Annotated in this window: 22 protein-coding genes; 8 read left to right on the forward strand and 14 right to left on the reverse strand. The window is 69.3% G+C overall.

The genetic code is table 11. From position 1 onward, the window contains the following. Window positions 1-39 precede the first annotated feature (39 nt). Entirely contained in the window at window positions 40-351 is a 312-nt protein-coding gene (locus tag CA951_RS21280; protein ID WP_087558696.1) for a hypothetical protein, read from the reverse strand. Between the two features lie 180 nt (window positions 352-531). On the opposite strand from CA951_RS21280, the gene CA951_RS21285 reads away from it, so the two are divergent. Next, entirely contained in the window at window positions 532-1497 is a 966-nt protein-coding gene (locus CA951_RS21285; RefSeq protein WP_087558697.1) for an alpha/beta hydrolase, read from the forward strand. Here the strand turns inward: CA951_RS21285 and CA951_RS21290 are convergent, their stop codons facing one another. Then, a complete protein-coding gene (locus CA951_RS21290; protein ID WP_087558698.1) occupies window positions 1498-2592 on the reverse strand; it encodes an N-acetylmuramoyl-L-alanine amidase in 1095 nt (364 codons plus the stop codon). 546 nt (window positions 2593-3138) lie between these two features. Here CA951_RS21290 and CA951_RS21295 point away from each other — a divergent pair. Continuing rightward, window positions 3139-3372, forward strand: a complete 234-nt coding sequence (locus CA951_RS21295; protein ID WP_087558699.1) for a hypothetical protein — start codon at window positions 3139-3141, stop codon at window positions 3370-3372. A gap of 57 nt (window positions 3373-3429) precedes the next feature. Here the strand turns inward: CA951_RS21295 and purH are convergent, their stop codons facing one another. The 4 genes from purH to CA951_RS21315 all read right to left on the reverse strand — a co-directional run bounded on the left by purH (window position 3430) and on the right by CA951_RS21315 (window position 8489). Beyond that, the gene (gene purH / locus CA951_RS21300) at window positions 3430-4986 is read right to left on the reverse strand and encodes a bifunctional phosphoribosylaminoimidazolecarboxamide formyltransferase/IMP cyclohydrolase (protein ID WP_087558700.1); all 1557 of its coding nucleotides are present in this window, start codon (window positions 4984-4986) and stop codon (window positions 3430-3432) included. Beyond that, a complete protein-coding gene (purN, locus tag CA951_RS21305) occupies window positions 4979-5659 on the reverse strand; it encodes a phosphoribosylglycinamide formyltransferase (RefSeq protein WP_143543077.1) in 681 nt (226 codons plus the stop codon). The genes purH and purN overlap by 8 nt, the downstream gene beginning before the upstream one ends. Window positions 5660-5714: 55 nt before the next feature. Next, window positions 5715-7304 (reverse strand): DUF6350 family protein, encoded by a 1590-nt coding sequence (locus CA951_RS21310; protein WP_087558701.1) that lies wholly within the window; start codon window positions 7302-7304, stop codon window positions 5715-5717. A 111-nt stretch (window positions 7305-7415) separates the two neighbouring features. Then, entirely contained in the window at window positions 7416-8489 is a 1074-nt protein-coding gene (locus CA951_RS21315; protein ID WP_087558702.1) for a DUF5336 domain-containing protein, read from the reverse strand. A 126-nt stretch (window positions 8490-8615) separates the two neighbouring features. On the opposite strand from CA951_RS21315, the gene CA951_RS21320 reads away from it, so the two are divergent. Beyond that, on the forward strand, window positions 8616-9242 hold the full coding sequence (locus CA951_RS21320; RefSeq protein WP_087558703.1) for a YigZ family protein: 627 nt from the start codon (window positions 8616-8618) through the stop codon (window positions 9240-9242). A 60-nt stretch (window positions 9243-9302) separates the two neighbouring features. Here the strand turns inward: CA951_RS21320 and sucD are convergent, their stop codons facing one another. The 3 genes from sucD to CA951_RS21335 all read right to left on the reverse strand — a co-directional run bounded on the left by sucD (window position 9303) and on the right by CA951_RS21335 (window position 13509). Beyond that, entirely contained in the window at window positions 9303-10205 is a 903-nt protein-coding gene (gene sucD / locus CA951_RS21325) for a succinate--CoA ligase subunit alpha (RefSeq protein ID WP_087558704.1), read from the reverse strand. Between the two features lie 15 nt (window positions 10206-10220). After that, window positions 10221-11390, reverse strand: coding sequence for an ADP-forming succinate--CoA ligase subunit beta (sucC, locus tag CA951_RS21330; RefSeq protein WP_087558705.1), 1170 nt, complete (start codon window positions 11388-11390; stop codon window positions 10221-10223). Between the two features lie 169 nt (window positions 11391-11559). Beyond that, the gene (locus tag CA951_RS21335) at window positions 11560-13509 is read right to left on the reverse strand and encodes a hypothetical protein (protein ID WP_087558706.1); all 1950 of its coding nucleotides are present in this window, start codon (window positions 13507-13509) and stop codon (window positions 11560-11562) included. Window positions 13510-13740: 231 nt separating this feature from the next. Between CA951_RS21335 and CA951_RS21340 the strand changes: the two genes are divergently transcribed. Then, window positions 13741-14802, forward strand: coding sequence for a M23 family metallopeptidase (locus tag CA951_RS21340; protein ID WP_087558707.1), 1062 nt, complete (start codon window positions 13741-13743; stop codon window positions 14800-14802). A gap of 74 nt (window positions 14803-14876) precedes the next feature. On the opposite strand, the gene pcrA is transcribed toward CA951_RS21340, so the two are convergent. Next, window positions 14877-17366 (reverse strand): DNA helicase PcrA, encoded by a 2490-nt coding sequence (gene pcrA, locus CA951_RS21345; RefSeq protein ID WP_087558708.1) that lies wholly within the window; start codon window positions 17364-17366, stop codon window positions 14877-14879. 273 nt (window positions 17367-17639) lie between these two features. Here pcrA and CA951_RS21350 point away from each other — a divergent pair, with 273 nt between their 5' ends. After that, the gene (locus tag CA951_RS21350; RefSeq protein ID WP_005238528.1) at window positions 17640-17936 is read left to right on the forward strand and encodes a chorismate mutase; all 297 of its coding nucleotides are present in this window, start codon (window positions 17640-17642) and stop codon (window positions 17934-17936) included. A gap of 38 nt (window positions 17937-17974) precedes the next feature. Here the strand turns inward: CA951_RS21350 and CA951_RS21355 are convergent, their stop codons facing one another. Then, window positions 17975-19429: an NAD-dependent succinate-semialdehyde dehydrogenase gene (locus CA951_RS21355; RefSeq protein WP_179220261.1), complete on the reverse strand. Its 1455-nt coding sequence runs from the start codon at window positions 19427-19429 to the stop codon at window positions 17975-17977. Window positions 19430-19498: 69 nt separating this feature from the next. Here CA951_RS21355 and pgi point away from each other — a divergent pair, with 69 nt between their 5' ends. Next, window positions 19499-21151 (forward strand): glucose-6-phosphate isomerase, encoded by a 1653-nt coding sequence (pgi, locus tag CA951_RS21360; protein ID WP_087558710.1) that lies wholly within the window; start codon window positions 19499-19501, stop codon window positions 21149-21151. A gap of 1 nt (window position 21152) precedes the next feature. Here the strand turns inward: pgi and CA951_RS21365 are convergent, their stop codons facing one another. Next, complete coding sequence (locus CA951_RS21365; protein WP_087558711.1) at window positions 21153-21932, reverse strand: FAD:protein FMN transferase; 780 nt, start codon at window positions 21930-21932, stop codon at window positions 21153-21155. 105 nt (window positions 21933-22037) lie between these two features. Between CA951_RS21365 and CA951_RS21370 the strand changes: the two genes are divergently transcribed. Beyond that, complete coding sequence (locus CA951_RS21370; protein WP_087558712.1) at window positions 22038-23297, forward strand: hypothetical protein; 1260 nt, start codon at window positions 22038-22040, stop codon at window positions 23295-23297. Here the strand turns inward: CA951_RS21370 and CA951_RS21375 are convergent. After that, entirely contained in the window at window positions 23278-24666 is a 1389-nt protein-coding gene (locus CA951_RS21375; protein WP_087558713.1) for an NAD(P)/FAD-dependent oxidoreductase, read from the reverse strand. The genes CA951_RS21370 and CA951_RS21375 overlap by 20 nt on opposite strands. A gap of 9 nt (window positions 24667-24675) precedes the next feature. After that, window positions 24676-25428, reverse strand: a complete 753-nt coding sequence (locus CA951_RS21380) for an SDR family oxidoreductase (protein WP_087558714.1) — start codon at window positions 25426-25428, stop codon at window positions 24676-24678. Between the two features lie 88 nt (window positions 25429-25516). Between CA951_RS21380 and CA951_RS21385 the strand changes: the two genes are divergently transcribed. Continuing rightward, window positions 25517-26950 carry an NAD(P)/FAD-dependent oxidoreductase gene (locus tag CA951_RS21385; protein ID WP_087558715.1) on the forward strand — a complete coding sequence of 478 codons (1434 nt, stop codon included), beginning with the start codon at window positions 25517-25519 and terminating at the stop codon, window positions 26948-26950. Window position 26951 lies beyond the last annotated feature (1 nt).

Below are 26951 nucleotides of genomic sequence, written 5' to 3' on the forward strand. Positions count from 1 at the left end.
CGCGGTTAATGCTCGGCGGCCCGCCTGAGCACTGCGCTCCTACGCCGCAACCGCGTACGACGACGCGGCGTCCAACTCGCTCCACGCGGCGCGGTACTGCTCGACCGTCACCGGATCGGCCGCCGTCAGAAGCGAGTCCAGCAGGAGTCGCGGATCAGCTCGCCATGCCCGGACCACGTTCGCGACCGCGCGGTTCGAGAACAGTCCCGAGCCTGTGAGCGCAGACACCCACTCGTCGATCGCGCCCAGGTGAATCCGCTCGACGGCCTCCCGGCGGAACCCGCCGTCGACGAAGTCGAGGGAGAACATGGCGGCGACGAAATCACCGGTGGTCAGCTGTACGACGTTCATGATGCGGCACCTTCCTGGAGTCGGGAGCTCTTCTCGGACGTAATCCGTTGGAACAACTGGTGATGCTGACGCTAATCGCCGAATTTGTGAGTTCTGTGATGCTTCTCTGAGATCTCGGCCGCGATGCCCGCGTGCCATGACCAAGCGACTGCGCGCGACGTGAACTGGTAGACAGTCCCCATGCCTGACACCGAGATCACCTTCGCCAGCGGTGCCGTCACCTACTACGGCAGCCTCCGCACCCTCGCCGACGCGAACGGGTCGGCGCCCGCCGCACTGCTGCTCGCCGGCAGCGGTCCGACCGATCGCAACGGCGACAGCGCCCTGCTCCCCGGTGACATCGGAACCCTGCGCCACCTCGCCGACGTGCTCGAACAGCACGGCATTGCGAGCCTGCGCTACGACAAGATCGGCAGCGGCGAAACCGCCCTCGGCCCGTACGAGGTGGAAGAGGTCGGCGGTCTCGGCTTCACCACCTTCGTCGACGCCGCGTCCGCGGGCCTCGACTTCCTGGCCGCCCAACCCGGGGTCGACCCGTCGCAGCTGATCGTCATCGGACACAGCGACGGCGGTCTCGTCGCCCTCGCGCTCGCCACCGCGGAAAACGAGTCGCGGGTGCGCGCCGTCGGACTGCTCGAACCGCTCAGCGTCCGGCTCCTCGACCTGCTCACCACACAGATCCACGGGCAGCTCGACGCCGTCGTCGGCGCCGGGCAGCTGCCGGTGGAATTGGCCGACGAACTACGGCTCGCGCTCGCGGACACCGTCGAATCGCTCCGCACGTCGGGCACGATCCCCGACGACCTGCCGGAACCCCTGCAGAACGCCGGGCTGGTCCACGCCAACGCCAAGGCCCTCGCGGAGGAGGACGCCCTCGACCCCCGCGCACTGGCCGGCCGGCTGCCCGCCGGGTTCCCGGTTCTCACGAGCTGCTCCGCGAAGGACATTCAGGTGCAACAAGCGGACGTCGACGGCCTGAACGACGCCCTCGCGCACACCGCGCTGACGCCGGTGCGGATGACGAACGCCAATCACGTCCTCAAGGACGTCGGCGACCGTCCGTCCACCGGACCTGATTACGTGGAACCGCTGCCCTACTCGGCGGAGTTCACCGAACCGTTCGGCCGGTGGATCGCGTCGCTGTGATCAGTTCCCGCCGGCCCCGGTGATCACGGCCATCAGTGTGCTCGCCAGATCGGATACGAGCCCGAGGTTCTTGTCGTTGACGAGGTCCTGCAGGCCGTCCAGCCCCTGGACCTCGAGCAGCGGCGCGAGCATCTCCATCAGCTCGGACAGCTGCGCCGAGTCCGGCGCCGTCGACTTGGGGTTCGTCGACTTCGGGGTGGTCGCCTTCGGGGTCGTGGTGGTGGTCGACGACGCGCTGTCCTCGCTCGCCTCGGGTGCCGTGGTCGCGGCCGGCGCGGCCGCCAGCTCCTGGGCGGGCGCCGTCTCCGACCCCGTCAGCAGGTAGGTGACGATGCCCGTCGTGATGGTGATGGCGTGCTTCAACTGGCCGTCGGAGCTCTCCAGCTGCGCGGAGTCCTCCTTGTTGGACCCGTTGCCCATCTCGACGAACACCAGCGGAACCTGGGTCAGTGCCGGCCCGGCTACATCGGCGCGGGTCTGCAGGCCGTCGTTCACGCCTGCGTAGTTGGCGGGTACGAAGCCGTCGGACTTGTAGGCGTCGCGCATCATCTTCGACGCCTCGAGCCCGCCGCCGGACTGCGCCGCGTCCGCCTTCTCGTCGGGGATGGGCAGCGACGGGATGATCATGTGGAACCCGTGCTTGCCCGCGTCCTCACCCTGCGCCGTCGAGTCCGCGTGGATACTCACCGCCAGATCGGCGTTCGATTCGCTTGCCGCACGGGCCCTTTCGTCGATGCACCCGCCCCAGCCGGTGTCGTCCTGACGGCTCAGGACGACCTTCGCGCCGAGGCTCTCGAGGCTGCTCTTCACCAGCTGGGTGACGTTCCAGTTGATGGTGTGCTCGGGCACCCCGCCGAGCGACGTCATGCCGCTCGTCTGGCAGTCCTTGGTGTTGCCGCGGCCGTCGTTCACCTGCTGCGCGAGGTCGTGACCCTCGCTGGAACCCTGATGTCCGGGGTCGAGGAACACCGTCATCCCGGACAGTTCGGTGCCCGTCGCCGTCGCCGCGGGTTCCGCCGACACCTGAGCAGGGATGAGCACGGACGCACCCAGAACGCAGGCGCCGAGGCCGGCCTTGATTGCAAAACGGTTCATAACGGGGATGGGCGCACCGTCGCAGTCCGGGCGCCACTCTCCTTCCACAGGTGCCACTCGAGTCACATCAGCCCCGAGTGAATCAGCTGCACCGCGCGTTCGTGCCGCTCGAGTCCGGATCGAAAGCAACCTGTAACCAAAGTGGTGGGATGCGACGGACGCGCACCGATTCGCCGGATTCCCACGCAATTGCCCGCGCGTCCGCCGAATCGATCTGCGGATGTGAACGGCACGGCAACTCTGGGCGAAGAGTCGCTGCTCAACCGCGCATTCCTGCACGGTGGCCGGATAATGGAAGTGCAAACCCTCAACCGGTGCTGTACGGTCATCTACCAACCAGCAACGACACGCAGAAAGGTACGGCCATGATGCAGCTTCACGCGCTCTTCGCATCCGTACCCGCATGGCGTCGATGCTCCGCCGACAAGCACATCACCAAGTACGGCGCACCCCGCGAACGTTGAGACTCAACCAAGTCGTTCTCGGGCACCCAGGGCAAACCCCTCGGGTGCCTTTTCTTTTACCCTTCACTTTCAGGAGCACCACATGAAACTTCGCATCAACCAACTGTCCACCTCGCCCCCGTATCTGGACCTGCCGGACGACCTCACCGGTTACGCCGTCACCCTCGACCTGTCGCACTGCGACGCCGCCCACGAGGCCGGACTGGGCGAACTGATCAGCGAGGTCCGCAGTCGCGGTGCCGCCCGCGTCGTCATCACCGGTTCGCCGCGGGAACTCGAGGGCACCGGCCGCGTGCACGGGGCCGCAGCGGCCTGACAACGCAGAACGGGCCCCGGCGCGATGCCGAGACCCGTTCGAGAAAGAAGCTGAACGCTAGTGCGCGAAGTGCCGCGCACCCGTCAGGTACATGGTGATGCCGGCTTCCTTCGCCGCATCGATCACCTCGTTGTCGCGGACGGAACCACCCGGCTGCACGACTGCCTTGACGCCGGCGTTCGCGAGCACCTGCAGTCCGTCGGGGAACGGGAAGAACGCGTCCGACGCGCCCACCGACCCGACCACCCGGTCACCGGCCCGCTGCACCGCGAGGTGCGCGGAGTCGACGCGGTTGACCTGGCCCATGCCGACGCCGACCGACGCACCGTCGGAGGCGAGCAGGATGGCGTTGGACTTCACCGAACGGCACGCGCGCCACGCGAACTCGAGATCCTTCAAGGTCTGCTCGTCGGCGGCGTCGCCGACGGCCAGGGTCCAGTTTGCGGGGTCGTCGCCTTCGGCGTCGAGCACGTCGCGCTCCTGGAGGAGTGCCCCACCGGACACGGGACGCAGTTCGATCCCCGTCGCGGTGGGCGCCTTCGCGAGAAGGACGCGGACGTTCTTCTTGCGCTGCAGCACACCGAGCGCGCCGTCGGCGTAGGACGGAGCGATGATCACCTCGGTGAAGATCTCGGCGACCTGCTCGGCCATTTCGACGGTGATCTCGCGGTTCGCGGCGATGACTCCGCCGTACGCGCTGACCGGGTCGCAGGCATGTGCCTTGCGGTGCGCCTCGGCGATGTCGGCTCCGACCGCGATGCCACACGGGTTCGCGTGCTTGATGATCGCGACGGCCGGCTCACTGAAGTCGAACGCCGCACGCCATGCCGCGTCGCCGTCGGTGTAGTTGTTGTACGACATTTCCTTGCCGTGCAGCTGCTCGGCCTGGGCCAGACCGGCCGGGGCGGCGGAGTTCACGTAGAGGGCCGCGGCCTGGTGCGGGTTCTCGCCGTACCGCAGGACCGCCGAGCGGTCCCAGGTGGCGCCTGCCCACTCGGGGAACTGCGAGTCACCGCTGTCCACCAGCGTGGACGTCATCCAGCTCGCGACCGCGACGTCGTACGACGCGGTGTGCTGGAACGCCTGCGCTGCGAGGGCGGTGCGCTCGGGCAGCGTGAAACCGCCGTCCGCGATCGCGGTGAGCACATCGTCGTAGCGGGCGGGATCGACCACGACGGCCACCGACGGGTGGTTCTTCGCGGCCGCGCGCACCATGGACGGACCGCCGATGTCGATCTGCTCGACGCATTCGTCGGGGGTCGCACCGGAGGCGACGGTCTGGGTGAACGGGTACAGGTTCACGACCACCAGCTGGAATGCCTCGATGCCGAGTTCCTCGAGCTGCGCGAGGTGCTCCGGCTTCCGGGTGTCCGCGAGGACGCCGGCGTGCACCCGCGGATGCAGGGTCTTGACCCGGCCCTCGAGGCACTCGGGGAAGCCCGTCAGCGCCTCCACGGGGGTGACCGGGATGCCGGCGTCGGCGATCTTCGCTGCGGTCGACCCTGTCGACACCAGCTCGACGCCTGCCTTGTGCAGGCCCGTAGCCAGTTCGACCAGACCGGTCTTGTCGTAGACGCTGACGAGCGCTCGGCGTACTGCCTTGCGTTCACTCACTGGGGATCACGGCCTTTCGTCCATCGGAAACAACTCCACGGGTGGCGACAGCGGCGATGACGTCCGCCAACAACCGTCGCTCCACAGTCTTGATGCGCTCGTGCAGGGTCGACTCGTCGTCGCCGTCGAGCACCGGCACGGGCTCCTGCGCCAGGATCGGTCCGGTGTCGACGCCCGCGTCCACGAGGTGGACCGTCGAACCCGACACCTTGACGCCGTAGGCCAGCGCATCCGGGACCGCGTGCGCGCCGGGGAATGCGGGCAGCAACGCGGGGTGCGTGTTGATGATGCGACCGCCGAAGCGGTCCAGGAAGGCGGGGCCGAGGATCTTCATGAATCCCGCCGACACCACGAGCGACGGCTGGTGCGACGCGACGGCCTCGGTCAGCGCGACATCCCACGCCGACCGGTCGGCGTGGTCGCGCAGCCCGACCCGGAAGTGGGTGATGCCCGCGGACTCGGCGTGCCGGATGGCGTCGCAGTCGCGGTCGACGCCGACGGCGACGATCTCGGCGGGATACCCGTCGGTGTGGGTCGCATCGATCAACGATTTCAGGAGCGTTCCCGCACCGGAGGCGAGTACGACGATCCGCGCCGGCGCGGACGCGACCGGCGAAGTGGTCGTGGGCCCCAGGTGGTCACGCGAGGAAGTCAGCGCTCTACTCCTGAACAATCGAAAGGCCGGGTGAATCGAAAGGGGGCGGTCGCATCGTCGACCGACCAAGAGCCTAGTCGCTGGGGGTTGCAGGCCCGCGGGGCAGGTCTGCTTCCGGGGCCTCGCCCGCCTTCCCGGCCCCCTCGGGTTCTGCCGCCGCCGCGTCCTCCTCGACCTCGGCATCCACCACGACCTCGGCCTCGGCGTCGGTGTCCTGCGGTGCGACGGGGGCCGCCGGCGCCTCGGTGTCGTCGACGAGTTCGGCTTCGATCACCCGGCCGGGAGCGGCGGCTGCCGGGGCCTCCGGCTCGTCGGCGATCGGGGCGGCGATCGCCGGAACCTCCTCCGCACCGGGAAGGTGCGGTTCCTCGTCCTCCGTGTCGGCCTCGTCGGCGGCGCCCCGGCTCCGGTGCCAGGCGACGACCACTGCCGTCACCGCGCCCGCGAGTCCGAGCCACGCGAACGTGAGCAGCCCGAACGCCCACCAGTTCAGCTCGACCGTTCCGAACGCGCCGAGCCTGCCGCCCGACACGAGTCCGAGTACCGCCGTCACCACACCCACACCCGCGGCGGCGGTCAGCACGGTGAACAGCGCCTCCTGCCCGGCGACGCGACGTCCATAGTCGCGTCCGAGCATCACACCGATCAGCAGCGGAACCACCAGCAACGCCGGCCAGGCACCACCCGACACCCCGTCGGGAACCGCGCCGAGCAGCGGCAACGGCGGCAGCGAACCACCGACGTTCCCGAACACGCTGACCGAGACGTCCCCGATCTGCGCCGTCCCGCCCATGACGGCGGCCGCCGCGCCCACCACCACGTTCGGCAGGTACAGCACGGACAGGATCGTCAGTCCGAGCAGCCCGACGACGCCGTCGCCGCGTTCGAGCAGCGCCCCGACCGTGGACCACTCCATCAGCAGCGAGATCGTGACCAGCACCGCCCCGGCACCGACGATCGCCGCCATCGCGCGCAGTCCCGGCCGCACCGCGTCCCGGACCCACGACGGAACCTGCGCACCGAGCGTCGGCCACATCGCGACCGCCACACCGATCCCCGCCGCGAGCAGGTGCACCACCAGCACCCACCCGAACGCGGCGAGCGCATTCGGGGAGGACAGCGGGATGACCGCCGACGCGTCCGCGATGACCGCGAGGGCGATGGCCGTCACGACCAGCGGTCCGGCCACCGCGGCGCCGATCACCTGCAGGGCGTACCGCCGCGAGGACGCTGGATGCACCGCCGCCGCGCACCCGCGGGCGACCACCCACATCATCCCCGCCGTCGGGATCAGAGGGAGAACACCGAGGGACGTGCCGTCGATCGTCAACGGCACCTGGTGAATCGCCAGCCACGACGCCGCGATGGCACCGAACGTTCCTGTGAGGTCGCTGTTCGCCGCCACCAGCGTGACGACGATGAGCGCGGACAGCAGGACGACCGTGACCCCCGCGGGCCGGAACGCGACCGACAGCAGCGCCCGCATCTCGTCCGCGTCGGGCACCGGACGCTGTCGCGGGGCTCGCCGCGCATCGTCACGGACCGCTCGCCGCCTGTCGTCACGGACGGCTCGCCGCTCGTCATCACGGACGGCTCGCCGCTCGTCGTCACGGACGGCTCGCCGTCGTGCACCCTGTGCGACGCGCTGAGCACGATCAACCAAAGAACTCATCCCCTCGAGAGTGGCACTCCGACGCCGCGACAGCGGTCAGGCGCGCCGCACAGAAGTGGCCTCCGACCAGGTTCGGTCAGAGGCCACCTGCTGGATGGACCGCTACTTGTCGTCCCTGTCGGCGCGCGTGTCGAACGCCTGCGTAGGCGCGCTGTACCCCTCCGATTCGGACTTCTCGGCCGACTCGGCCGGCTTCGCCTCGGTGGACGGCTGCTCGCCGTACTCCAGCGTGCGCTCCACGGGCGAGGACTCGGCCTGCGAACCGTACGCCGGCGCCGCGTGCTGCGCCGAACCGTAGCTGGTGCCGGCCGGGTACTGCGAGCTGGGCGTTCCGGTGGGCTGCGACGGCGTCGACGGCTGCGAGTACCCCTGGTACTGCGGCTGCTGGTAGGCGGTGGTCGGGGCGTCGTACGACCCGGATCCGGCACCCGTGCTCGCTCCGTAACCCGGCTGCTGAGGCTGCCCGTAGCCCTGGGCGTAGCCGGGCTGCCCCTGCGACGGCTGACCCTGCTGGCCGTAACCCTGCTGGCCGTAGCCGGGCTGGTTCTGCTGCCCGTAGCCGGGTTGCGACTGGCCCTGCTGCCCGTAGCCCTGCGGGGCGCTCTGGCCGTAACCCTGCGGCTGCTGCTGCCCGTACGACTGCTGCGAGCCCTGCGCGTACCCCTGCGCGGCGCTCTGGCCGTAACCCTGCGGAGGAGTTTGGCCGGCCTGACCGAAGCCCGCGGCCGCGGCGGGCTTCGGCGCCGGCTGCTTGAGGAGGCCGATGTCGAACAGCGCCGCCGCCACGGCCACAGCCGACTGGATGAAGCCGAGAACGAGGATCAAAATTGCGCCCCACCCGGAATCCGCGTCGACGTTCAGGAAGACGAACAACGCGACGATCCAGCCCGCGATGGACGCCGCTGCGGCCGCACCCGCATAGGACTGCCTCGGAAGGAGGGATGCCGCCGCGAGCAGACCACCGAGGAACAGCAGTCCGAGCCCGTCCGTGTTGGCTTCGAACGAGTTCACGGATTCTCGCGCCAGCGTGGCATACGGCGCGAATCCGAGCAGCAGGTTGAGGACACCGAGAACTGCGACACCGATGAGGAGGAAGAAGCCCAGGCCTTTCGATTCTCTCCCTGCAGTCGGTTGCGCGGGCGGACCGTAATTCGGCCCGCCGGGCGTGAACGTCATGACTTCTCCTAGTCGACAAGTGGTCGTCTGCGTGCGCTCTTCCGACGCTAGCCTACGTATACCCGTCGGTCACCGCTGTCGGTCACGTGTGCGGGAGCCGGGAGCAGCACAGGAGACAATGGTCCGGTGCCGTACACCCTCGCTCCACGCACCGCCGATCTCATCCTCGAGACGGAGGTGAAGCATTCACGCTTCATCGCGGCCCTGCGGCGCGTCGAGGACGCCGAGGCGGCGCAGGCTTTCGTCCAGGATCGTCGCAGCGCGTATCCCGATGCGCGACATCACTGTTCGGCGTTCATCGTCGGTAACGGGCCCAGCGACCGGGTCGAGCGTGCGAACGACGACGGCGAACCCGGTGGCACCGCGGGCATTCCGATGCTGCAGGTACTCAAGGCCCGCGACCTCGTCGACGTCGCGGTCGTCGTGACCCGGTACTTCGGGGGAATCAAGCTGGGGGCGGGCGGACTGGTGCGCGCCTACTCGGGCGCGGTGGCCACCGCGGTCGATGCCGCACCGCTCGTGGGGAGGGAACGCCGCCACCTGCACACTCTCGCCGTGGGTCACGCCGAGGCGGGCCGGGTCGAGTCGGAACTGCGGGGGCGGGGCGTCGTCGTGGTGGACACGACATACGCGGAATCCGCGGTCCTCACCCTCGCGGCGAGGGACTCTGCGGAGCTGGCCGATCTGGTCGCTGCCGTCACGTCGGGGACGGGGACACTCGATCCGGCCGGGGAGATGTGGGTCGACGCCTGAACGACCCGTGCGCCTTTCCGGTAGCCGGAGCAACCAGAAAGGCACACGGGCCCGGAGGGCCTAGGCCTGGACGGCCAGGCTCTGCAGGATCTCGCGAGCGAGCGCAGCGGTCTCGGAGGGCGTCTTGCCGACCTTCACGCCGGCAGCCTCGAGGGCGTCCTTCTTGGCCTGCGCGGTGCCCGAGGAACCGGAGACGATGGCGCCTGCGTGGCCCATGGTCTTGCCCTCGGGGGCGGTGAAGCCCGCGACGTAGCCGACGACCGGCTTCGTGACGTTCGCCTTGATGTAATCGGCGGCACGCTCCTCGGCGTCGCCACCGATCTCACCGATCATCACGATGACCTTGGTCTCGGGGTCCCTCTCGAACGCCTCGATGGCGTCGATGTGGGTGGTGCCGATGACCGGGTCGCCGCCGATGCCGATGGCGGTGGAGAAGCCGAAGTCACGCAGTTCGAACATCATCTGGTAGGTCAGCGTGCCCGACTTGGACACGAGGCCGATCGGGCCGGTGCCCGCGATGTTGGCCGGGGTGATGCCGACCAGCGACTCGCCGGGGGTGATGATGCCGGGGCAGTTGGGTCCGATGATGCGGGTCTTGTTGCCCTTGGAGACGTTGTACGCCCAGGCGTACGCCGAGTCCTGCACGGGGATGCCCTCGGTGATGACCACGAGCAGCGGGATCTCCGCGTCGATGGCCTCGACGATGGCGTCCTTCGCGAAGGCCGGGGGAACGAACGCGATGGAGACGTCCGCGCCGGTCTTCTCGATGGCCTCGGCGACGGTGCCGAAGACGGGCAGCTCGACGCCGCCGTCGTGGGTGACGGTGGTGCCGGCCTTACGGGCGTTGACACCGCCGACGACCTGGGTGCCGGCCTTGAGCATCAGCGCGGTGTGCTTCGTGCCCTCGCCGCCGGTGATGCCCTGGACGATGACCTTGGAGTCCTTGGTCAGGAAGATAGCCATGTGATTTAAGTCCCTTTACTTTGCGGCGAAGGCCAGCTCGGCGGCCTTGTCGGCAGCCTCGTCCATGGTTCCGACGACCGTGACCAGCGGGTGGGCGGCCTCGGCGAGGATACGACGACCCTCTTCGACGTTGTTGCCGTCCAGGCGGACGACCAGCGGCTTGTTGGCCTCGTCACCCAGCGTCTTCAGGGCGCCGACGATGCCGTTGGCGACCGCGTCACACGCGGTGATGCCACCGAAAACGTTCACGAACACGCTCTTGACCTGCGCGTCGTTCAGGATGACGTCCAGGCCGTTCGCCATGACCTCTGCGGAGGCGCCGCCACCGATGTCGAGGAAGTTGGCGGGCTTCACGCCACCGTGCTTCTCACCTGCGTAGGCGACGACGTCCAGGGTCGACATGACCAGGCCGGCGCCGTTACCGATGATGCCGACCTCACCGTCGAGCTTGACGTAGTTGAGGTCGTTTTCCTTGGCCTTGAGCTCGAGCGGGTCGGTGGCGTCCCGGTCCTCGAACGCCTCGTGGCCGGGCTGACGGAACGCGGCGTTCTCGTCCAGCGTGACCTTGCCGTCGAGCGCGAGGATCTCGTCACTGGGCGTGCGGACGAGCGGGTTGACCTCGACGAGGAGAGCGTCTTCGTTGATGAAGACCTCCCACAGCTTCTGGATCGTCACGGCCGCTGCGTCGAGCACCTCGGCGGGCAGCTTTCCTGCCTCGGCGATGCTGCGCGCGAACGCGAGGTCGACGCCCTTGACGGCGTCCACGGGGATCTTCGCGAGTGCGTCGGGGTTCTCTTCGGCGGTGACCTCGATCTCGACGCCACCCTCGACCGAGCACATGGCCAGGTAGGTGCGGTTGGTGCGGTCGAGCAGGAAGGAGATGTAGTACTCCTCGGCGATGTCACTCGCCTCTGCGACCAGCAGCTTCTTGACGACGTGACCCTTGATGTCGAGGCCCAGGATCGCCTCGGCGTTGGCCTGCGCTGCATCGGCGTCGGCGGAGTACTTGACGCCACCCGCCTTGCCGCGGCCGCCGACCTTGACCTGCGCCTTGACCATCACGGGCTTGCCGATTTCTTCGGCAATCTCGCGTGCGCCGGCCACCGTGTCGGTAACACGCCCAGCCGAAGTCGGCACCTCGTGCTTGGCGAAGAGTTCCTTCGCCTGGTATTCGAAGAGATCCATCTGCTCACCGTCTCGTCTGCGTTGACACCCGCTCGAGGGGTAGGAGCGGGTCTGTTTTGGACTTTAACCAGTTGCCGGGCCCGCTCTGCGCCCGCGTGTCTGCTATGTGGTCCACATCACGCGATATCACGCACTGAGGCGGGCCTCACCGCTGCAAACGGGGCGGACCTCACCGATTTCTGCGGCGTGCAGTGAGGGCCGCGGCAGCCGCAATCAACACTATGCCCACCGTTGCCGGGACGACACCGGCCCCCATTTCGGGGTCGGTGACCCGGGCGACGGTCAGCGGCCACGACACGAGGTATACGCCCACGGCAACGACCGAACCGAGCAACAACGCGACCGCCCTGGCGGGCCGGGCACGTGAGGCAACTATCACTGCGAGGACGACCGCGACGCCGAGCAGCACCCGTCCCCACACGTCGAGGTTCCACGGGACTTCCGCGAACGACGCGGGCGCGTACTCGTCGCCGCGTGCGTCGGTCCCGTGGAAGAGGGGCAGTCCCAGTCCGGCGAACGCGGCGACGGCACCGGGGCCGCCGACCGCCAGGACCGCGATCGAGGTGGACGGCTCCTCGGACGTGTCGATCTCCTCGCGTTCCGCCGAGCCCGCGAACCACGTCAGCACGCCGGTGACACCGGCGCCGACGGCCGCGCACCACAGCAGCACGGCACCGATTCCGGCGCCGATCCCCGGCACGTCGGTGGCGAGCACCACCGACTGCGACACAGCCGCGACGGAGTACGGGATCGTCACCCACAGCACCCCGACCGCGGGCCGGACGGCGGACGCGAACTCCGACAGCAGCAGCCAGACGCAGCCGACGACCAGGACGAGGGCCGCGACGAGCACGACCCGGGTGGCGTAGACGTCGGGGCGCGCCGTGTCGCCGGGGATGTCGAGGACGGGCAGCAGCGCTCCGGCGGCGGCCAGTAGGGCGGTGACGATTCCGGTGGCCCCGGCGGCGACGTGCCATCGCGCGATCCGGGCGCGGGCCGCGGCGGCTTCGGCTCGCAGCGCCGCCTTGGCGACGCCCTTCGCGGACGGAGTGACCGCCCCCTGCTTCGCCGGGCCGCCCTGCGCCGGCGCGGTCGGCGAGGCCGCGAGTGTCTTCAGGATCCTGCCGTCGCGGGTCCGGTCGATCATCGGGATGCAGACGCCGACGAGCACCAGGAGGCCGGCGCCGACGGTCCCCCACACCGCGCCGGGACCGGGCTGGATCCGTTCGCCTGCGGCAAGCCCCGCGACCAGGCGCGTCCCGACCACGCCGAGCGCGGCCAGGCCCGCCCCGACGAGCGCACCGGACGCGACGGGGGGCGAAATCGATGCCAGCGCCGAAGCGACGACGATCAGGACGGCCGCCGCCAGGATCCCGGCGCCCGCGGACGCGGCGAGGTCCGACTCGACGACGGTCGGGACGAGGATGACGGGGTCCTCGGACACGAAGGCGGGAGCGAACAGCGCGCCGACCAGGACGATGGCGGCGGCGACCGCGACGGCGGAGGGCAGGAACCCGATGCGGGCGCCCGTCGCGCGCCCGACCTGTTCGGCGCTGCGGGCGTCGCCGTATCCGTCCATCAGCGAGGCCCGGTGCACGGCGACCATGCCGAGCAGGCCCGCGAACGCGATCAACGCGTGCCCGGCGAGGGCGGCGTAGGCGCCGGTCCCGGCGGCCAACTCGGCCGCGGTGTCGGGCCGGAACAATTCGAGCCGGTTGGCGTCGATGGCGTCCGTCCACAGCTGCGTGTCGAGGACGGCGGCGCCGACGGACACGGCGCCTGCACCGGCCAGCAATGCCCCCGCCACCGCGGTACGGCGGGCGAGAACCGCAGGAACGGCCAGAACCGGTGCCGCAACGGCGAAGACGGCGGCAAACACCGCGGCCGCGCCGATCGCGGACGGCGCTGCCGCCCCGTCGACCGCGCGGACGGCCTGCAGGACGGGCGCCGACGCCACCCCCAGACCTCCGACGAGGCCCAGCACGACCGCGAGCACGGTCCCCCGGCGCGCGCGGACGGGATCGGGCTCGTCGACGGCCGTCAAGCCGGTACCGCCGGACGAAGGAATGCGTTCGGGCTCGGCCCTGCGCCCGTCCGGGGATCGAGTTGATGACGCCACAGGCCGACGCTAGCGCTTACCCACCGCCTCCCCCGGGTTGTGACACGCGTGCGCACGGGCGAGATTGAACCGAGACGAAAAGTGGGTTCGACGTTTCCCCAGCTCAGTTTGTGATGCCGGTCACATGTAGCCGTTCCTCTGCGTTACAGGTTGCGCACATCGCAACCGTTTCGTTACCGTCGCCAAGGTCTTAGTCACAGGCAGGTCACGAGCAGGAGGACGGACGGGCGTATGCACCATCGCAGCCAGTTCACGGCCAGCCGTTTTGTGAGTCACCACGATGACGAGTTGCGGGGTCACAACGACGAAGTCGCGCCCACGTATCCCCCACAGTCGGTCGAGCACTATCCCGAGACCGATAGTTCTGAGATTTCCAGCATGTTCTTCCGCAATTCGCAGTCCACACGCTCCACCCACGACAGCGTCGACACCGGCAACGGCATCGCGACCGTCGACACCGAGTCCGAGATCCCCGGCTTCATCCCCCGCAGCGGTTCCGAGTCCTTCGAGGGCGCACCCTCCCACTCCCGCCGCGGAGCCCACCGCATCCCGACTCCCCCCTCAGCTCTCAAAGGCCGCGCCGCAGTCCTCGCAGTCGCAGCAGGCGCCGTAGTCGCCGCAGGCCAGGCCGCAGTCACCAGCGGATCGTCCAGCTCCTCCGATCACTCCGAGGTCGCCCTCGCCAGTGACGAGTCGAGCGCCATCGGAACCACCGCAGAACCGCAGGCCGCGCAGTACTCCACGGTCGCCGACACCGCCGCCGCCGATTCGAACGCCCCGCAGGTCCTCAACATCGCGAACCCGACCGACCTGTCGCAGTTCAGCAACCTGCTCGCCAAGGGACAGCGTTTCAGCGAAGAGCGCGCCGCCCGCGAAGCCGCTGCCCGCCGCCCCCTGTTCGTCCTCCCCGCCGTGGGAACCTTCACCTCCAACTTCGGAACCCGTTGGGGCACCCTGCACGCGGGCGTCGACATCGCCGCCCCCATCGGCACTCCCATCGTGGCCGTCGCCGACGGCGAGGTCATCGACTCGGGTCCGGCTTCCGGGTTCGGCATGTGGGTCCGCCTCAAGCACGCCGACGGCACCATCACCGTCTACGGCCACATCGACACCTCCACCGTCACCGTCGGCCAGAAGGTCATGGCGGGCGACCAGATCGCGACCGTCGGCAACCGCGGCTTCTCCACCGGCCCGCACCTGCACTTCGAGGTGCACCTCGCCGGCGAGAACAAGATCGATCCCCTGCCCTGGCTGGCCTCGCGCGGCATCAGCCTCGGCCCCGAGATGGACTGACCTCCCGGCACCACCCCGAACACAACACGACTGCGGCGCATGCATTGCATGCGCCGCAGTCGTGTTTCGTGTCTCTACAGCTTGATCATCGGGACGCCACCGATCAGCATCAGCCGGACCTTGCCCGCGCTGCCGAAGTCGATGGTGACCGTCGCGGTCGGCCCGGCGCCCTTGGTCTCGAGGACCGTGCCGAGGCCGTACTTGTCGTGACTGACCCGGTCGCCGACCGTGAGGACCAGGTTGTTGTTGCGGGAGCGCGCGGCGCCGAAGCTCGGGGTGCTCGTGCTCGCCGAACCGCCGCCGTAACCGGAACCGCCGCCGAACCCCTGCCCGTATCCCGATCCGCGCGCGCGGCCACCGCCGATCGCACCACCGGAACCCATACGGGGGCCCGGGTCCTCGCGGCGCCAGTGCACGAGATCCGACGGGATCTCCTGCAGGAACCGCGACTCCGGGTTCTGGATGGGCTGACCCCACGCCGACCGCATGACGGCCCGCGTCAGGTACAGCCGCTGCCGGGCCCGGGTGATGCCCACGTAGGCGAGCCGACGCTCCTCCGACAGTTCCGTGGGGTCGCCGAGCGCCCGCATGTGCGGGAACTGCCCGTCTTCCCACCCGGTGACGAAGACGACGGGGAATTCGAGCCCCTTCGCGGTGTGCAGGGTCATCAGCGTGACGACGCCTTCGTCGTTGTCGGGCAGCTGATCGGAATCCGCAACGAGGGACACCCGTTCGAGGAACGCGGCGAGGGAACCGGGGTCGGGTTCACCGTCCCTGGCGTCGACGTCGCCGTCCTCCGGCGGTTCCACCAGCCCTGCGGCGTTCCGCGCGTCGGAGCTGAACTCCCGCGCCACGCTGACGAGTTCGTTGAGGTTGTCGAGGCGCGCCCCGTCCTGCGGGTCGCTGCTCGCCGCGAGTTCGGCGCGATAACCCGTCCGCTCCAAAACCGCCTCGACGACGTCGCCGATGTCGCCGAGCTGGTCGGGGACGATGTCGTCGGCCGTGGTCTCGGGCGGCATCAGCACCCGCAGTCCGTCCATCAGCTCGAGGAACGACGCGATGGCCTTCTGGGAGCGGGTGTTGAGCAGCCGCACCCGGCCCTCCCCACCGTCCCGCAGCGCCTCGGCGAAGCTGATGCCCCGCTGTTCGGAATGGACGGCCACACACGCCTCCGCGCGGTCGCCGATGCCGCGGCGCGGGGTGTTGAGGATCCGGCGCAGGCTGACGGTGTCGTCCTCGTTGGCGAGGACCCGCAGATACGCGACGATGTCGCGCACCTCCTTGCGCTCGTAGAACCGCACCCCGCCGACGACCTTGTACGGAACACCGAGCCGGATGAAGATCTCTTCGAGGGCGCGGGACGAGTTGTTGGTGCGGTAGAACACGGCGACGTCACCGAACTTGGCATCGCCCGAATCGACGAGCTTGTCGATCTCGGACGCCACGAACGACGCCTCGTCGTGCTCGTTGTCCGCGACGTACCCGGTGATGAGTTCACCCTCGCCCGAATCGGTCCACAGCCGCTTCTCCCGCCGGCCGGTGTTCTTCGAGATCACCGAGTTGGCCGCCGACAGGATGTTCTGGGTGGAGCGGTAGTTCTGCTCCAGCAGGATGGTGCGGGCGTCCGGGTAGTCGCGCTCGAACTCCTCGATGTTGCGGATCGTGGCGCCGCGGAACGCGTAGATCGACTGATCCGCGTCGCCCACCACACACAGCTCGGCCGGGGCGACCCGGTGGTCCGCGTCCTCACCGTCCGCGGTGCCGCCGACCAGTTCACGCACCAGCATGTACTGGGCGTGGTTCGTGTCCTGGTACTCGTCGACCAGCACGTGCCGGAACCGTCGGCGGTAGTACTCGGCCACCTGCGGGAACGCCTGCAGCATCGCGACCGTCTCGCCGATCAGGTCGTCGAAGTCCAGTGCGTTCGCCGACCGCAACCGCTGCTGGTAGTGGCCGTACACCTTGGCGATCAACCGCGGCAGTTCCGCCGGTTCCTTGTCGGCGTCGGCGCTCGCCTGCTCCGGGCCGATCAACTCGTTCTTGAGATTCGAGATGTGGGTGGCGAGCAGCCGCGCCGAGTAGCGCTTGGTGTCGATGTTCAGATCCTTGGAGATCATCGTCAGCAGTCGCCGCGAATCGTCCGCGTCGTAGATGGAGAAGTTCGAGTTGAGGCCCGGAAGCAGCGCCGCCTGGGCCCGCAGGATCCGCACACAGCTCGCATGGAACGTCGACACCCACATGCTGTTCGCCCGGGGGCCGACGAGGTGGGCGACCCGCTCCCGCATCTCGGCGGCGGCCTTGTTGGTGAACGTGATGGCCAGGATCTGCCCGGGCATCACCCCCCGCTCGGCCAGCAGATATGCGATGCGACGGGTGAGCACAGCTGTCTTGCCCGAGCCTGCGCCCGCGACGATCAGCAGCGGAGATCCGGCGTGCACGACCGCTTCCCGTTGCGGTGGGTTGAGGCCCTGGAGGAGCGCGTCGGACCCCGTGCGCGCCGGCGCGGCGGCGGGCGGAGTCGACTCGGCGCTCAGGGGAGAAGCGGTGCCGGAGATAGTGTTCATCAGGTATCCAACTTACCGGCGTGTACCGACAGCGTCACAGCGGCTTGGCCTGCGCGGTGCCGCCATGGCAAACTGGTACATATGTTCAGTCCGCCGTCGCGCCCCCTGTGGCGATTTTTTTACGGGTACCGGCCTCCGGTGCCCGTGAACTGAACAGCTCACGAGCCCCGAGGTCCGCACCGGATCCGGGGCTTTTTTCGTCAAATGAGCCTGGATCGGTAACGACTCGAGCCAAAACAACGATCCAAGTTCTGACAAGAGGGAGACGAACCAATGAGCACTCAGACCGTCGCTTCAGCCGCCAAGGAAACCGCTGTGCCCACCAGCGAGGCCGAGATCGAGGTTCTCCGCCAGGAGATCGACAAGCTCGACGCCGAGATTCTCGCCGCGATCAAGCGTCGTGCCGAGGTCTCGCAGCTCATCGGGCGCACCCGGATGGCGTCCGGCGGTCCCCGCCTCGTCCACAGCCGTGAGATGAAGGTGCTCGAGCGGTTCAACGAGCTGGGCCAGGAAGGCCACACGCTCGCCATGCTGCTGCTGCGCCTCGGGCGCGGCCGCCTCGGTCACTGAGTTTCCCGAAGCGGCCGGCCGTCCCCCGACGGCGGTCGTCACGGTTCGAGTGCGACGTACTTGGTCTCCAGGTACTCCTCGATGCCTTCACTGCCCCCTTCGCGCCCGAAGCCTGACGCTTTGACGCCGCCGAAGGGGGCAGCGGTGTCCGAGATGACCCCTCGGTTGACGCCGACCATGCCCGATTCGATGGCGTCGGCCACCCGGAGCGCACGATCCAGGTCGCGGGTGAAGATGTACGCCGCCAGCCCGAACTCCGTGTCGTTGGCGGCGGCGATCCCCTCCTCCTCGGTGTCGAACCCGGCGATCGCGGCCACCGGCCCGAACACTTCCTCCTTCAGGATCCGAGCCTGGGCGGGAATCTCGTCCAGCACCGTCGCCGGGTAGAAGTAGCCGGGACCTTCCGGGGCGACGCCGCCGAGCCGCACCCGGGCGCCCGCGCCGACGGCGTCCTGCACCAGTTCCCCGACCTTCTCCAGTTGGTCCGCGTTGATCAGCGGGCCGAGCGTCGTGTCGCTGTCCGTGCCGGGGCCCAGCTTGTACGAGGACAGCTTGTCGACGAGTTTCGCGGTGAACTCCTCCCGCACACTGTTCGCGACGTGGAAACGATTGGCCGCGGTGCAGGCCTCGCCGCCGTTGCGCATCTTGGCGAGAAGGGCGCCCGCCACCGCCTTGTCGACGTCCGCGTCGTCGAAGACCACGAAGGGCGCGTTCCCGCCGAGCTCCATCGACGTACGCAGCAGCCCCTTCGCCGACTTCTCGACGAGCATCCGCCCCACCCCGGTCGAGCCCGTGAACGTGAGCTTGCGCAGCCGCGGGTCGTCGATCAGCGGACCGGTCACCTCGCCCGACTTCGACGTCGGCAGCACGGACAGCACGCCCTTCGGCAGTCCGGCGTCGGCCATGATCTCGGCGAGCAGCAGCATCGTCAGCGGCGTCTCGGAGGCGGGTTTGACGATCATCGTGCAGCCTGCGGCCAGCGCGGGCCCGATCTTGCGGGTGCCCATCGCGAGCGGGAAGTTCCACGGCGTGATCGCCAGACACGGTCCGACGGGCTGCTTGGTCACCAGAATGCGCCCGTTCCCCGCGGGCGCCGGGGTGTAGCGGCCTGCGATGCGCACCGCTTCCTCGCTGAACCACCGGAAGAACTCGGCGCCGTACTTGACCTCCGCGGCGCTCTCCGGCAGCGCCTTGCCCATCTCCAGCGTCATCAGCAGCGCGAAGTCGTCGGCCCGGGCGGTGATCTTCTCGAACACCGCGCGCAGCAGTTCCCCGCGCTCCCGTGCCGGGGTGGCGGCCCACTCCCGCTGCACCGCCACCGCGGCGTCGAGGGCCTTCATCGCGTCGCCCGGACTGGCGTCCGCCACCTCGGTGAGGGCGTCGCCGGTGGCCGGGTCGAAAACGGTGAACGTGGCACCGTTCTCGGCGTCGCGCTTCTCGCCGCCGAGGAAGAGGGTCGTGGGAACGGTTCGCATGAGTTCGACAGCATCCATGACGTCCATCATGCGCCGCACCGAAGTTCGCACGGAAGTTTCGACGCGCGGGCATTAAGCTCGAATCTCGTGAGCTCAGACATCACCGGAACCGCGGCCTGGCAGAAATTGCGTGATCATCACGCCCAGATTCAGACCGTCCATCTTCGAGAGCTCTTCGAGAAGGACCCGGCACGCGGACAGGAACTCACCGTCTCGGCCGGCGACCTGTACATCGACTACAGCAAGCACCGCATCGACCGCGACACGATCGGGTTGCTGCTCGAGTTGGCGCGCAGCGTCGACCTGGAGGCCCGCCGTGACGCGATGTTCGCGGGCGAGCACATCAACACGTCCGAGGACCGCGCCGTTCTCCACACCGCGCTGAGGCTGCCTGCCGACGCGTCTCTCGTCGTAGACGGTCAGGACGTTGTCGCCGACGTCCACGACGTCCTCGATCGCATGGGCGATTTCACCGATCGGGTGCGCTCCGGCGAATGGCGGGGCGCGACGGGCGAGCGAATCAAGACCGTCGTCAACATCGGCATCGGCGGGTCGGATCTGGGCCCGGTGATGGTGTACCGCGCGCTGCGGCACTACGCCGACGCCGGCATCAGCGTCCGGTTCATCTCCAACGTCGATCCCGCAGACCTGGTGCGCAGCCTGAACGGCCTCGACCCGGCCACCACCCTGTTCATCGTGGCGTCCAAGACGTTCTCGACCCTCGAGACGCTCACCAACGCCACGGCCGCCCGGCGGTGGCTGCTCGGCGGCCTGGGCCTCGGAAACGAAGCGGTCGCAAAGCATTTCGTCGCCGTCTCGACACACGCGGACCGGGTGGCGGAGTTCGGCATCGACACGGCCAACATGTTCGGATTCTGGGATTGGGTCGGCGGCCGGTACTCGGTCGATTCCGCCATCGGACTGTCGGTGATGGCGGCGATCGGCAAGGAACGTTTCGCGGAGTTCCTCGCCGGCTTCCACGCCGTGGACGAACATTTCCGGACGGCGCCGCTCGAGGAGAACGCGCCGGTCCTGCTCGGCCTGATCGGACTCTGGTACTCGAACTTCTTCGGCGCCGAATCCCGTGCCGTGCTGCCGTATTCCAACGACCTCGTGCGGTTCGCGGCGTATCTGCAGCAGCTGACGATGGAATCGAACGGCAAGTCGGTGCGCGCCGACGGCTCCCCCGTCCCCGCGTCCACCGGTGAGATCTTCTGGGGCGAACCCGGAACCAACGGCCAGCACGCTTTCTACCAGCTCCTGCACCAGGGCACGCGGCTCGTGCCGGCCGATTTCATCGGTTTCGGCGAGCCCACGGACGACCTGCCCACCGCCGACGGCACTGGCAGCATGCACGACCTGCTGATGAGCAACTTCTTCGCGCAGACGAAGGTCCTGGCGTTCGGCAAGACGGCAGAGGAGATCGCCGCCGAGGGCACCCCCGAAGAGCTGGTGCCGCACAAGGTCATGCCCGGCAACCGGCCGTCCACCACGATCCTCGCGCCGAAGCTCACTCCGTCGGTGATCGGGCAGCTGATCGCCCTGTACGAGCACCAGGTGTTCGTCGAGGGTGTCGTGTGGGGCATCGACTCGTTCGACCAGTGGGGTGTCGAGCTCGGCAAGACCCAGGCCGTGGAGCTGCAGCCGGTGCTCACCGCCGCGGAAGAACCAGCCGTGCAGAGCGATTCGTCGACGGACAGCCTGGTGCGCTGGTACCGCCGTCAGCGCGGACGGGCCTGACTCACCAACTCTCGGTGGTGTAGACCCGGCCGGAGCGGTCCACCAGCCGGGCGCGCAGTTCGTGCTGTTCGATCCACCGGATCGCGCCGATGCCGCGGGAAAGGGCGGCGACGCTGGCCGCGTACGCCCAGAGTGCGTCGTCGGCGATCACGGTCACCGTCTCCCATTCGGTGGCGGTGGGTGGTTCGGTGACCGGCGGCGCGACCGCCGTCGCCATCGCCGTCCCGTTCACCAGTTCGACCTCGCCGTCGCCGGGTACCGGGATCTGCCAGCCGCCGGCAGGACAGTGTCCGGCCGTCGCGATGACGTCGCCGATGCGCACGGCGGCGCCGCACTCGAGTTGCCGGGCGACCAGTTCCGCCGCCCGATCCACCGTGTCGGCCTTGGCGGTGTCGGTGATGTCGAACGACGCACCCCACGGCGCGAACACGACGTCGTCGTCGATCTGGACGTCGAGGAAACTGGGTTCCGGATGCACGGTGGGGATCAGGTCCTCGTCGGGGGTTTCGGTGGCGAGCGGGTTCACCACCCCGTCGGTCATCCGGGCCGCCCAGAGCGCAGAACGCAGCAGTGCGGACATCCGCCTGCTGACCTTGACCGGCGCACCCTGGGACAGGTTGACGGCGTGGATCTCGGCGTCGCCGCGGTGAATGTCGCAGACCGATTCGGCCTCGTCGATGACGGCCGCGATCAGCGCCGCGGCCTCCGGAAGGGCAGCGCCCTCGGTGACGTCGACCTCCACGACGGAACCCCACACCTTCCATTTCTCGACGCTAACCATGGTGTTCTCCGTGTGCGGTCCCGTACAGCGCTGCACTTCCAGTATGCGCCGGTTGTCCAGAGGCCGACCTGCGGCGACCGACGCGACCGGTCGTACACTTCGCTGGTGAGCGCCCGATTGAGCGTCGTCGACGAGATGTTCCTGCGCACCCACCGGGGGTGGGGAACGCCGATCGTGATGCAGGGACTGTGGCGCACGGACGGCCGGGTGGACGCCGCGACGCTCGATTCCCTGATCGCCGACCTCGCGCACGGACCGCTGGGCAGGCGGGTGGTGCGTCCGCGGGTCCCCGGTGCCCGGCCCCGGTTCGAGCCGAGCGCGGACGCCTTTCCCGTCGAATACGCGGAGATCGAGGCCGGGGCGGTCCTGGCGTGGGCGGACGAGCAGGCCTCGTTGCCGGTGGACCCCGAACGTGGTCCGGGCTGGCGGCTGGCCTGCGCACGACCGGCCGGCGGGGGCACGGTGCTGTCGCTGGTGTGTTCTCACGTGATCGCGGACGCGCGCGGACTGGCGGCCGCGATCGCGGCGGCCCTGCAGGGCGCGCCGCCGTCGGACGCGGGTGGCGCGGGAGGCGCGGTCGCGGACATGTGGGACGCCACCCGGCTCGCCCGCCGTGTGACGGAGGGGACGGCCCGTGCGGTCGCCGGTCTGGTGGTGAGCGGGTCCCGTCGCGCGGAACTGCGCCGCTTCCTGCACGTGAGTGGCAAAGCGTCCCCCGGGACTCTTTGCCACTCACCTGTGGGGGTGGTGCTGGACGTGGACGCCGAACGGTGGGACGCCGTCGCGGAGCAGGCAGGTGGTACCCCGAACAGCCTGTTCCTGACCGTGGTGGGCGAGTTGGCGCGGCGGGACGGCGAGACCCGGCCGCTGACGATCAGCGTGCCGATGGATCTGCGCGACAAGGGCGAACCGCCGGGCACCGCGAACTCCGTCGCCGTGGTCGAGGTGGACGTGTCCCCGCGGGACACCGTCGGGGACGTGCGGGCGAAAAGCCGCGCCGCCTTCTCCGCACCCGCGATGACGAGCCCGGCCGGTTTTCCCGAGGAGATGCTGCAACTGGTGCCCGACCGGGTGGCGCACGCCCTCACGGGCAATCCCGGTGAGCGGGACGTGCTGTGTTCCAACATCGGACCGTTGCCCGACGCGCTCGTCACGATCGGCGGTCACCGGGCCACCGGCATCGCCACCCGCGCCGTCCATCCGGGTGTCGTGACCAGCCGCACCCGGCTGTCCGCCTATCTCAGCCGCTTCGGCGGTAGCTACACCCTCGCGCTCGAGTCGCTGGACTGCCCGGACCGCACGGCGCTCCGCGAGCGGGCGGGCGAGGTCCTCGCCCGGCACGGGCTCACCGCTCGGGCCTGGTGACGGCTATGGACTCGGTCGTGAGATCGGTGTACGGCTGCCGCGCCGACTCCGGATCGCCGTACGTGATCGCCCGCTCCCGTCGCGTCCGGGACGCCAGCGTGACGGCCCAGTTGAGCAGGGTGCCGAACCGGTTGCGGTACCCGGCGAGGAACGCGATGTGGATGGCGCCCCAGGACACCCAGCCCAGGAACCCGGACATTTGGATCGGGCCGGCCTGGAGCAGTGCATGCCTGCGGGCGATGTACGCGGCGCTGCCGAGGTCGCGGTACTTGAAGGGTTTGCGGTCGGGTGTTCCGCCTTCGATCGTGCGGGCGATGCATCCTGCGACGTGCCTGCCGCCCTGCATCGCGACCTCGGCCACACCGGGAAGGTCGTTCAGCGACATCAGGTCGCCGATCACCCAGACGTTCGGATGTCCTGGCACCGTGAGGTCGGGTTCGACCACGATGCGCCCGCCCTGAATCTGCTTCACGCCGAGTGCATTCGCGAGAGCGGCAGCGAACGGCACGGCCTCGACGCCCGCGGTCCACAGGACGGTGCGGGCCCCGTAACGCTTCTTGGTGCGGGCTGCGTTCTTGGCCGTGGTCTCGATGCTGGTCTCGCAGACGTCGGTGACGTGCACACCGAGGTGCGTTTCGACGCCGACCTTGTCCAGTGTCCGCTGCGCCGCCGCGGACAGTTTCCGGTTGAACGACGGGAGAACGCGGTCGCCGCCGTGGAGCAGCAGCACCCGGGCCTCACAGGGGTCGATGGACTGGAACTCGTTGGCGAGCGCGTGCACGGCGAGTTCCCGGATCTGACCCGCCAGTTCGACTCCGGTGGGTCCACCGCCCGCGACGGCGAACGTGAGCCACGGCCTGCGCTCCTCCGCGGTGGGCAGCGATTCGGCCATCTCGAAGGCGGAGATCAGTTTTCGGCGAATGGCGAGTGCGTCGTCGAGGGTCTTCATTCCCGGCGCCCACTGGATGTACTCGTCGTGTCCGTGGTACGCCTGCCGCATGCCCGCCGCGACGATCAGGTAGTCGTAGGGAAGTTCGAACGTGGAGCCGTCGAAGCGGCTGGCGGTCAGCACCCGGCCGGCTGCGTCGATTCCCTGCGCCTCGCCGAGGGCGACGTGCACGTTGCGGATCCCGCGCAGCAGGTGGCGCAGCGGGCTGCTGATCTCGCCCTCGGACAGCAGGCCCGTCGCGCACTGGTACAGCAGCGGCTGGAAGACGTGGCTGGTTCCGCGGTCGAGCAGGGTGACGTCCACGTCGACGTCGCGCAGCCGGCGGGCCGCGTAGATGCCGCCGAACCCTCCCCCGATGATGACGACCCGTGGTCGCGAACGCTGCAGGCCGAGGGACGAGGATTCCTGGGCGGTCGTCATAGGTCAGTCCTACACGAACCGGGATGTCCATGCATGAGGAAGGAAGCGCAATGCGACGTCGATTCCCCGCCATTTGATGCCCGGCAGTGCAGCGCGGCTCGTCTCCTTCTCGATGGCCGCCACCATCGCGTCGACGCCGTCGGCGAGGTTTGCCGTCAGCCCGGAACTGTCGCCCGCCTTGCTCGACATGTCGGTGGCGATGTACCCGGGAAGCAGGGTGGTCACCGCGATCGGGCTCTTCCGCAGTTCCGCGGTCAGCGCCTCGCCGAGTGCCGAGACCCCCGCCTTGCTCGCCGAGTACGCCGCCTTCGGGCCGGGCAGACCCCGGTCCGCGCTGACCGAGGACACGAGCACCAGGTGCCCGGAGTTCTGCTTGCGGAAGATGCCGAGCGCCGCCTCGCACTGCGACAGGGCGCCGACGAAGTTGGTGCGGACGGTGGCGAGATTGGCGTCGGCCCGGCCCGTTCCGATCCTGGCGCCCTTGCCGAGTCCGGCGTTGACGACGACGCGGTCGAGTCCGCCGAGTTCGTCGCGCAGTTCGCCGAAGACCCGGACGACGGCGTCGTGGTCGGTGACGTCGAGTTCGCGGACGGCGACGGCGATCCCGGGATGCGACGCCCGCAATTCGTCACGTAGGGCCTCGAGTCGTTCGACGCGGCGCGCGCACAGCGCGAGGTCCCGGCCCTGCGCCGCGAACCGCCGGGCCATCTCCTCGCCGAGCCCCGAGCTCGCCCCCGTGATCAGAATCTTCTGCCGTGTCATCCCGACACAGTATCTACTCGGCGGTAACAACGCGGGAGGCCCGCCGGAACCTCTGACATCGTGCACCGACCGGCTTACGGTTACAGGTATGACTGACTCCGGTAGCGGCGCGGAAGAGTTCGATGTCATCGTGATCGGAGGCGGTCCCGCGGGTGAGAACGCGGCGAGTTACGCCATCGCCGGCAGCGACCGCACGGCGGCGCTGATCGAGCACGAGCTCGTCGGCGGGGAATGCTCCTACTGGGCCTGCATGCCCAGCAAGGCGCTGCTGCGTCCGGGTGAGGTCCTCGGTGCGGCCCGCAACATGCCCGGGGTGTCGGCCGGTCCGCTCGACGTGAACGCCGTGCTGGCGCGCCGCGACTCGTTCACCAACAACCACGACGACTCGTCGCAGGTGATGTGGGCCGACGCGGCGGGGATCGACGTCATCCGGGGATCGGCACGCATCACGGGGGACCGCACGGTGACGGTCGGCGATTCCCGCGAGCTGCGCGCCCGGCACGCCGTCGTGGTCGCCACCGGGACGACCGCCGCGGTCCCGGACACCCCCGGTCTGCGGGCGGCGTTGCCGTGGATCTCGCGGGACGCCACCAACCTGAAGGAGATTCCGCGCCGGGTCGCCGTGATCGGCGGCGGCGTCGTCGCCTGTGAGAGCGCGACGTGGCTGCTGGACCTCGGCGCTCAGGAACTGACGATGGTGGTCCGCGGCCGGGCGCTGCTCCCGAAGAACGAGCCGTTCGCCGGTGAACGGGTGGCCCGCAACCTGGAGAAGAAGGGTGCGCGGATCCTGTTCGGCGCGGACCTTCGCGGCGTCGAACGGGCCGACGCCCGCGACACCGGGATCGGTCGCATCCACGGCGGTCCGGTCACCCTGGACGTGGCGGGACAGGACCCGATCGTCGTCGACGAGATCGTGGTCGCGACCGGGCGTACCCCGGCAACGTCGTCGCTCGGCCTCGACGCGCGGCTGCTGAACTCCCGCGGATACCTCACCACCGACGACCATCTGACGACGGCCGACGAGTGGTTGTACGCCGTCGGCGACGCCAACGGTCGCGCGCTGCTCACTCACATGGGCAAGTACCAGGGCCGCGTCTGCGGAGACGTGATCGCCGCTCGCGCCGAGGGCAGGCCGCTGGACGGGTCCCGATTCCGGGCCACCGCCGACCACGGGCAGGTCCCCCAGGTGGTGTTCGCCGATCCGGAGGTCTCGGCCGTCGGGGTCACCGAGCAGGAGGCGCGCGACGCCGGTGTGGACGTCGAGACCGTGGAGGTCGACATCGCCGTCGCCGGTTCGTCACTGGCCCGCGACGATTTCAGCGGTCACGCCAAACTCGTGGTCGATCGGGCCACCGACACCCTGGTCGGGGCGACGTTCGCGGGCACCGATGTCGCCGACCTCGTCCACGCCGCCACCGTCGCCCTGGTCGGGAAGGTGCCGCTCGACACGCTGTGGCACGCGGTCCCGTCGTACCCGACCGTGAGCGAGGTGTGGCTGCGACTGCTGGAGGCGCGGCGCTGAC

This window comes from Rhodococcus sp. NCIMB 12038 (genome assembly GCF_002165735.1).
Lineage (GTDB): Bacteria > Actinomycetota > Actinomycetes > Mycobacteriales > Mycobacteriaceae > Rhodococcus_F.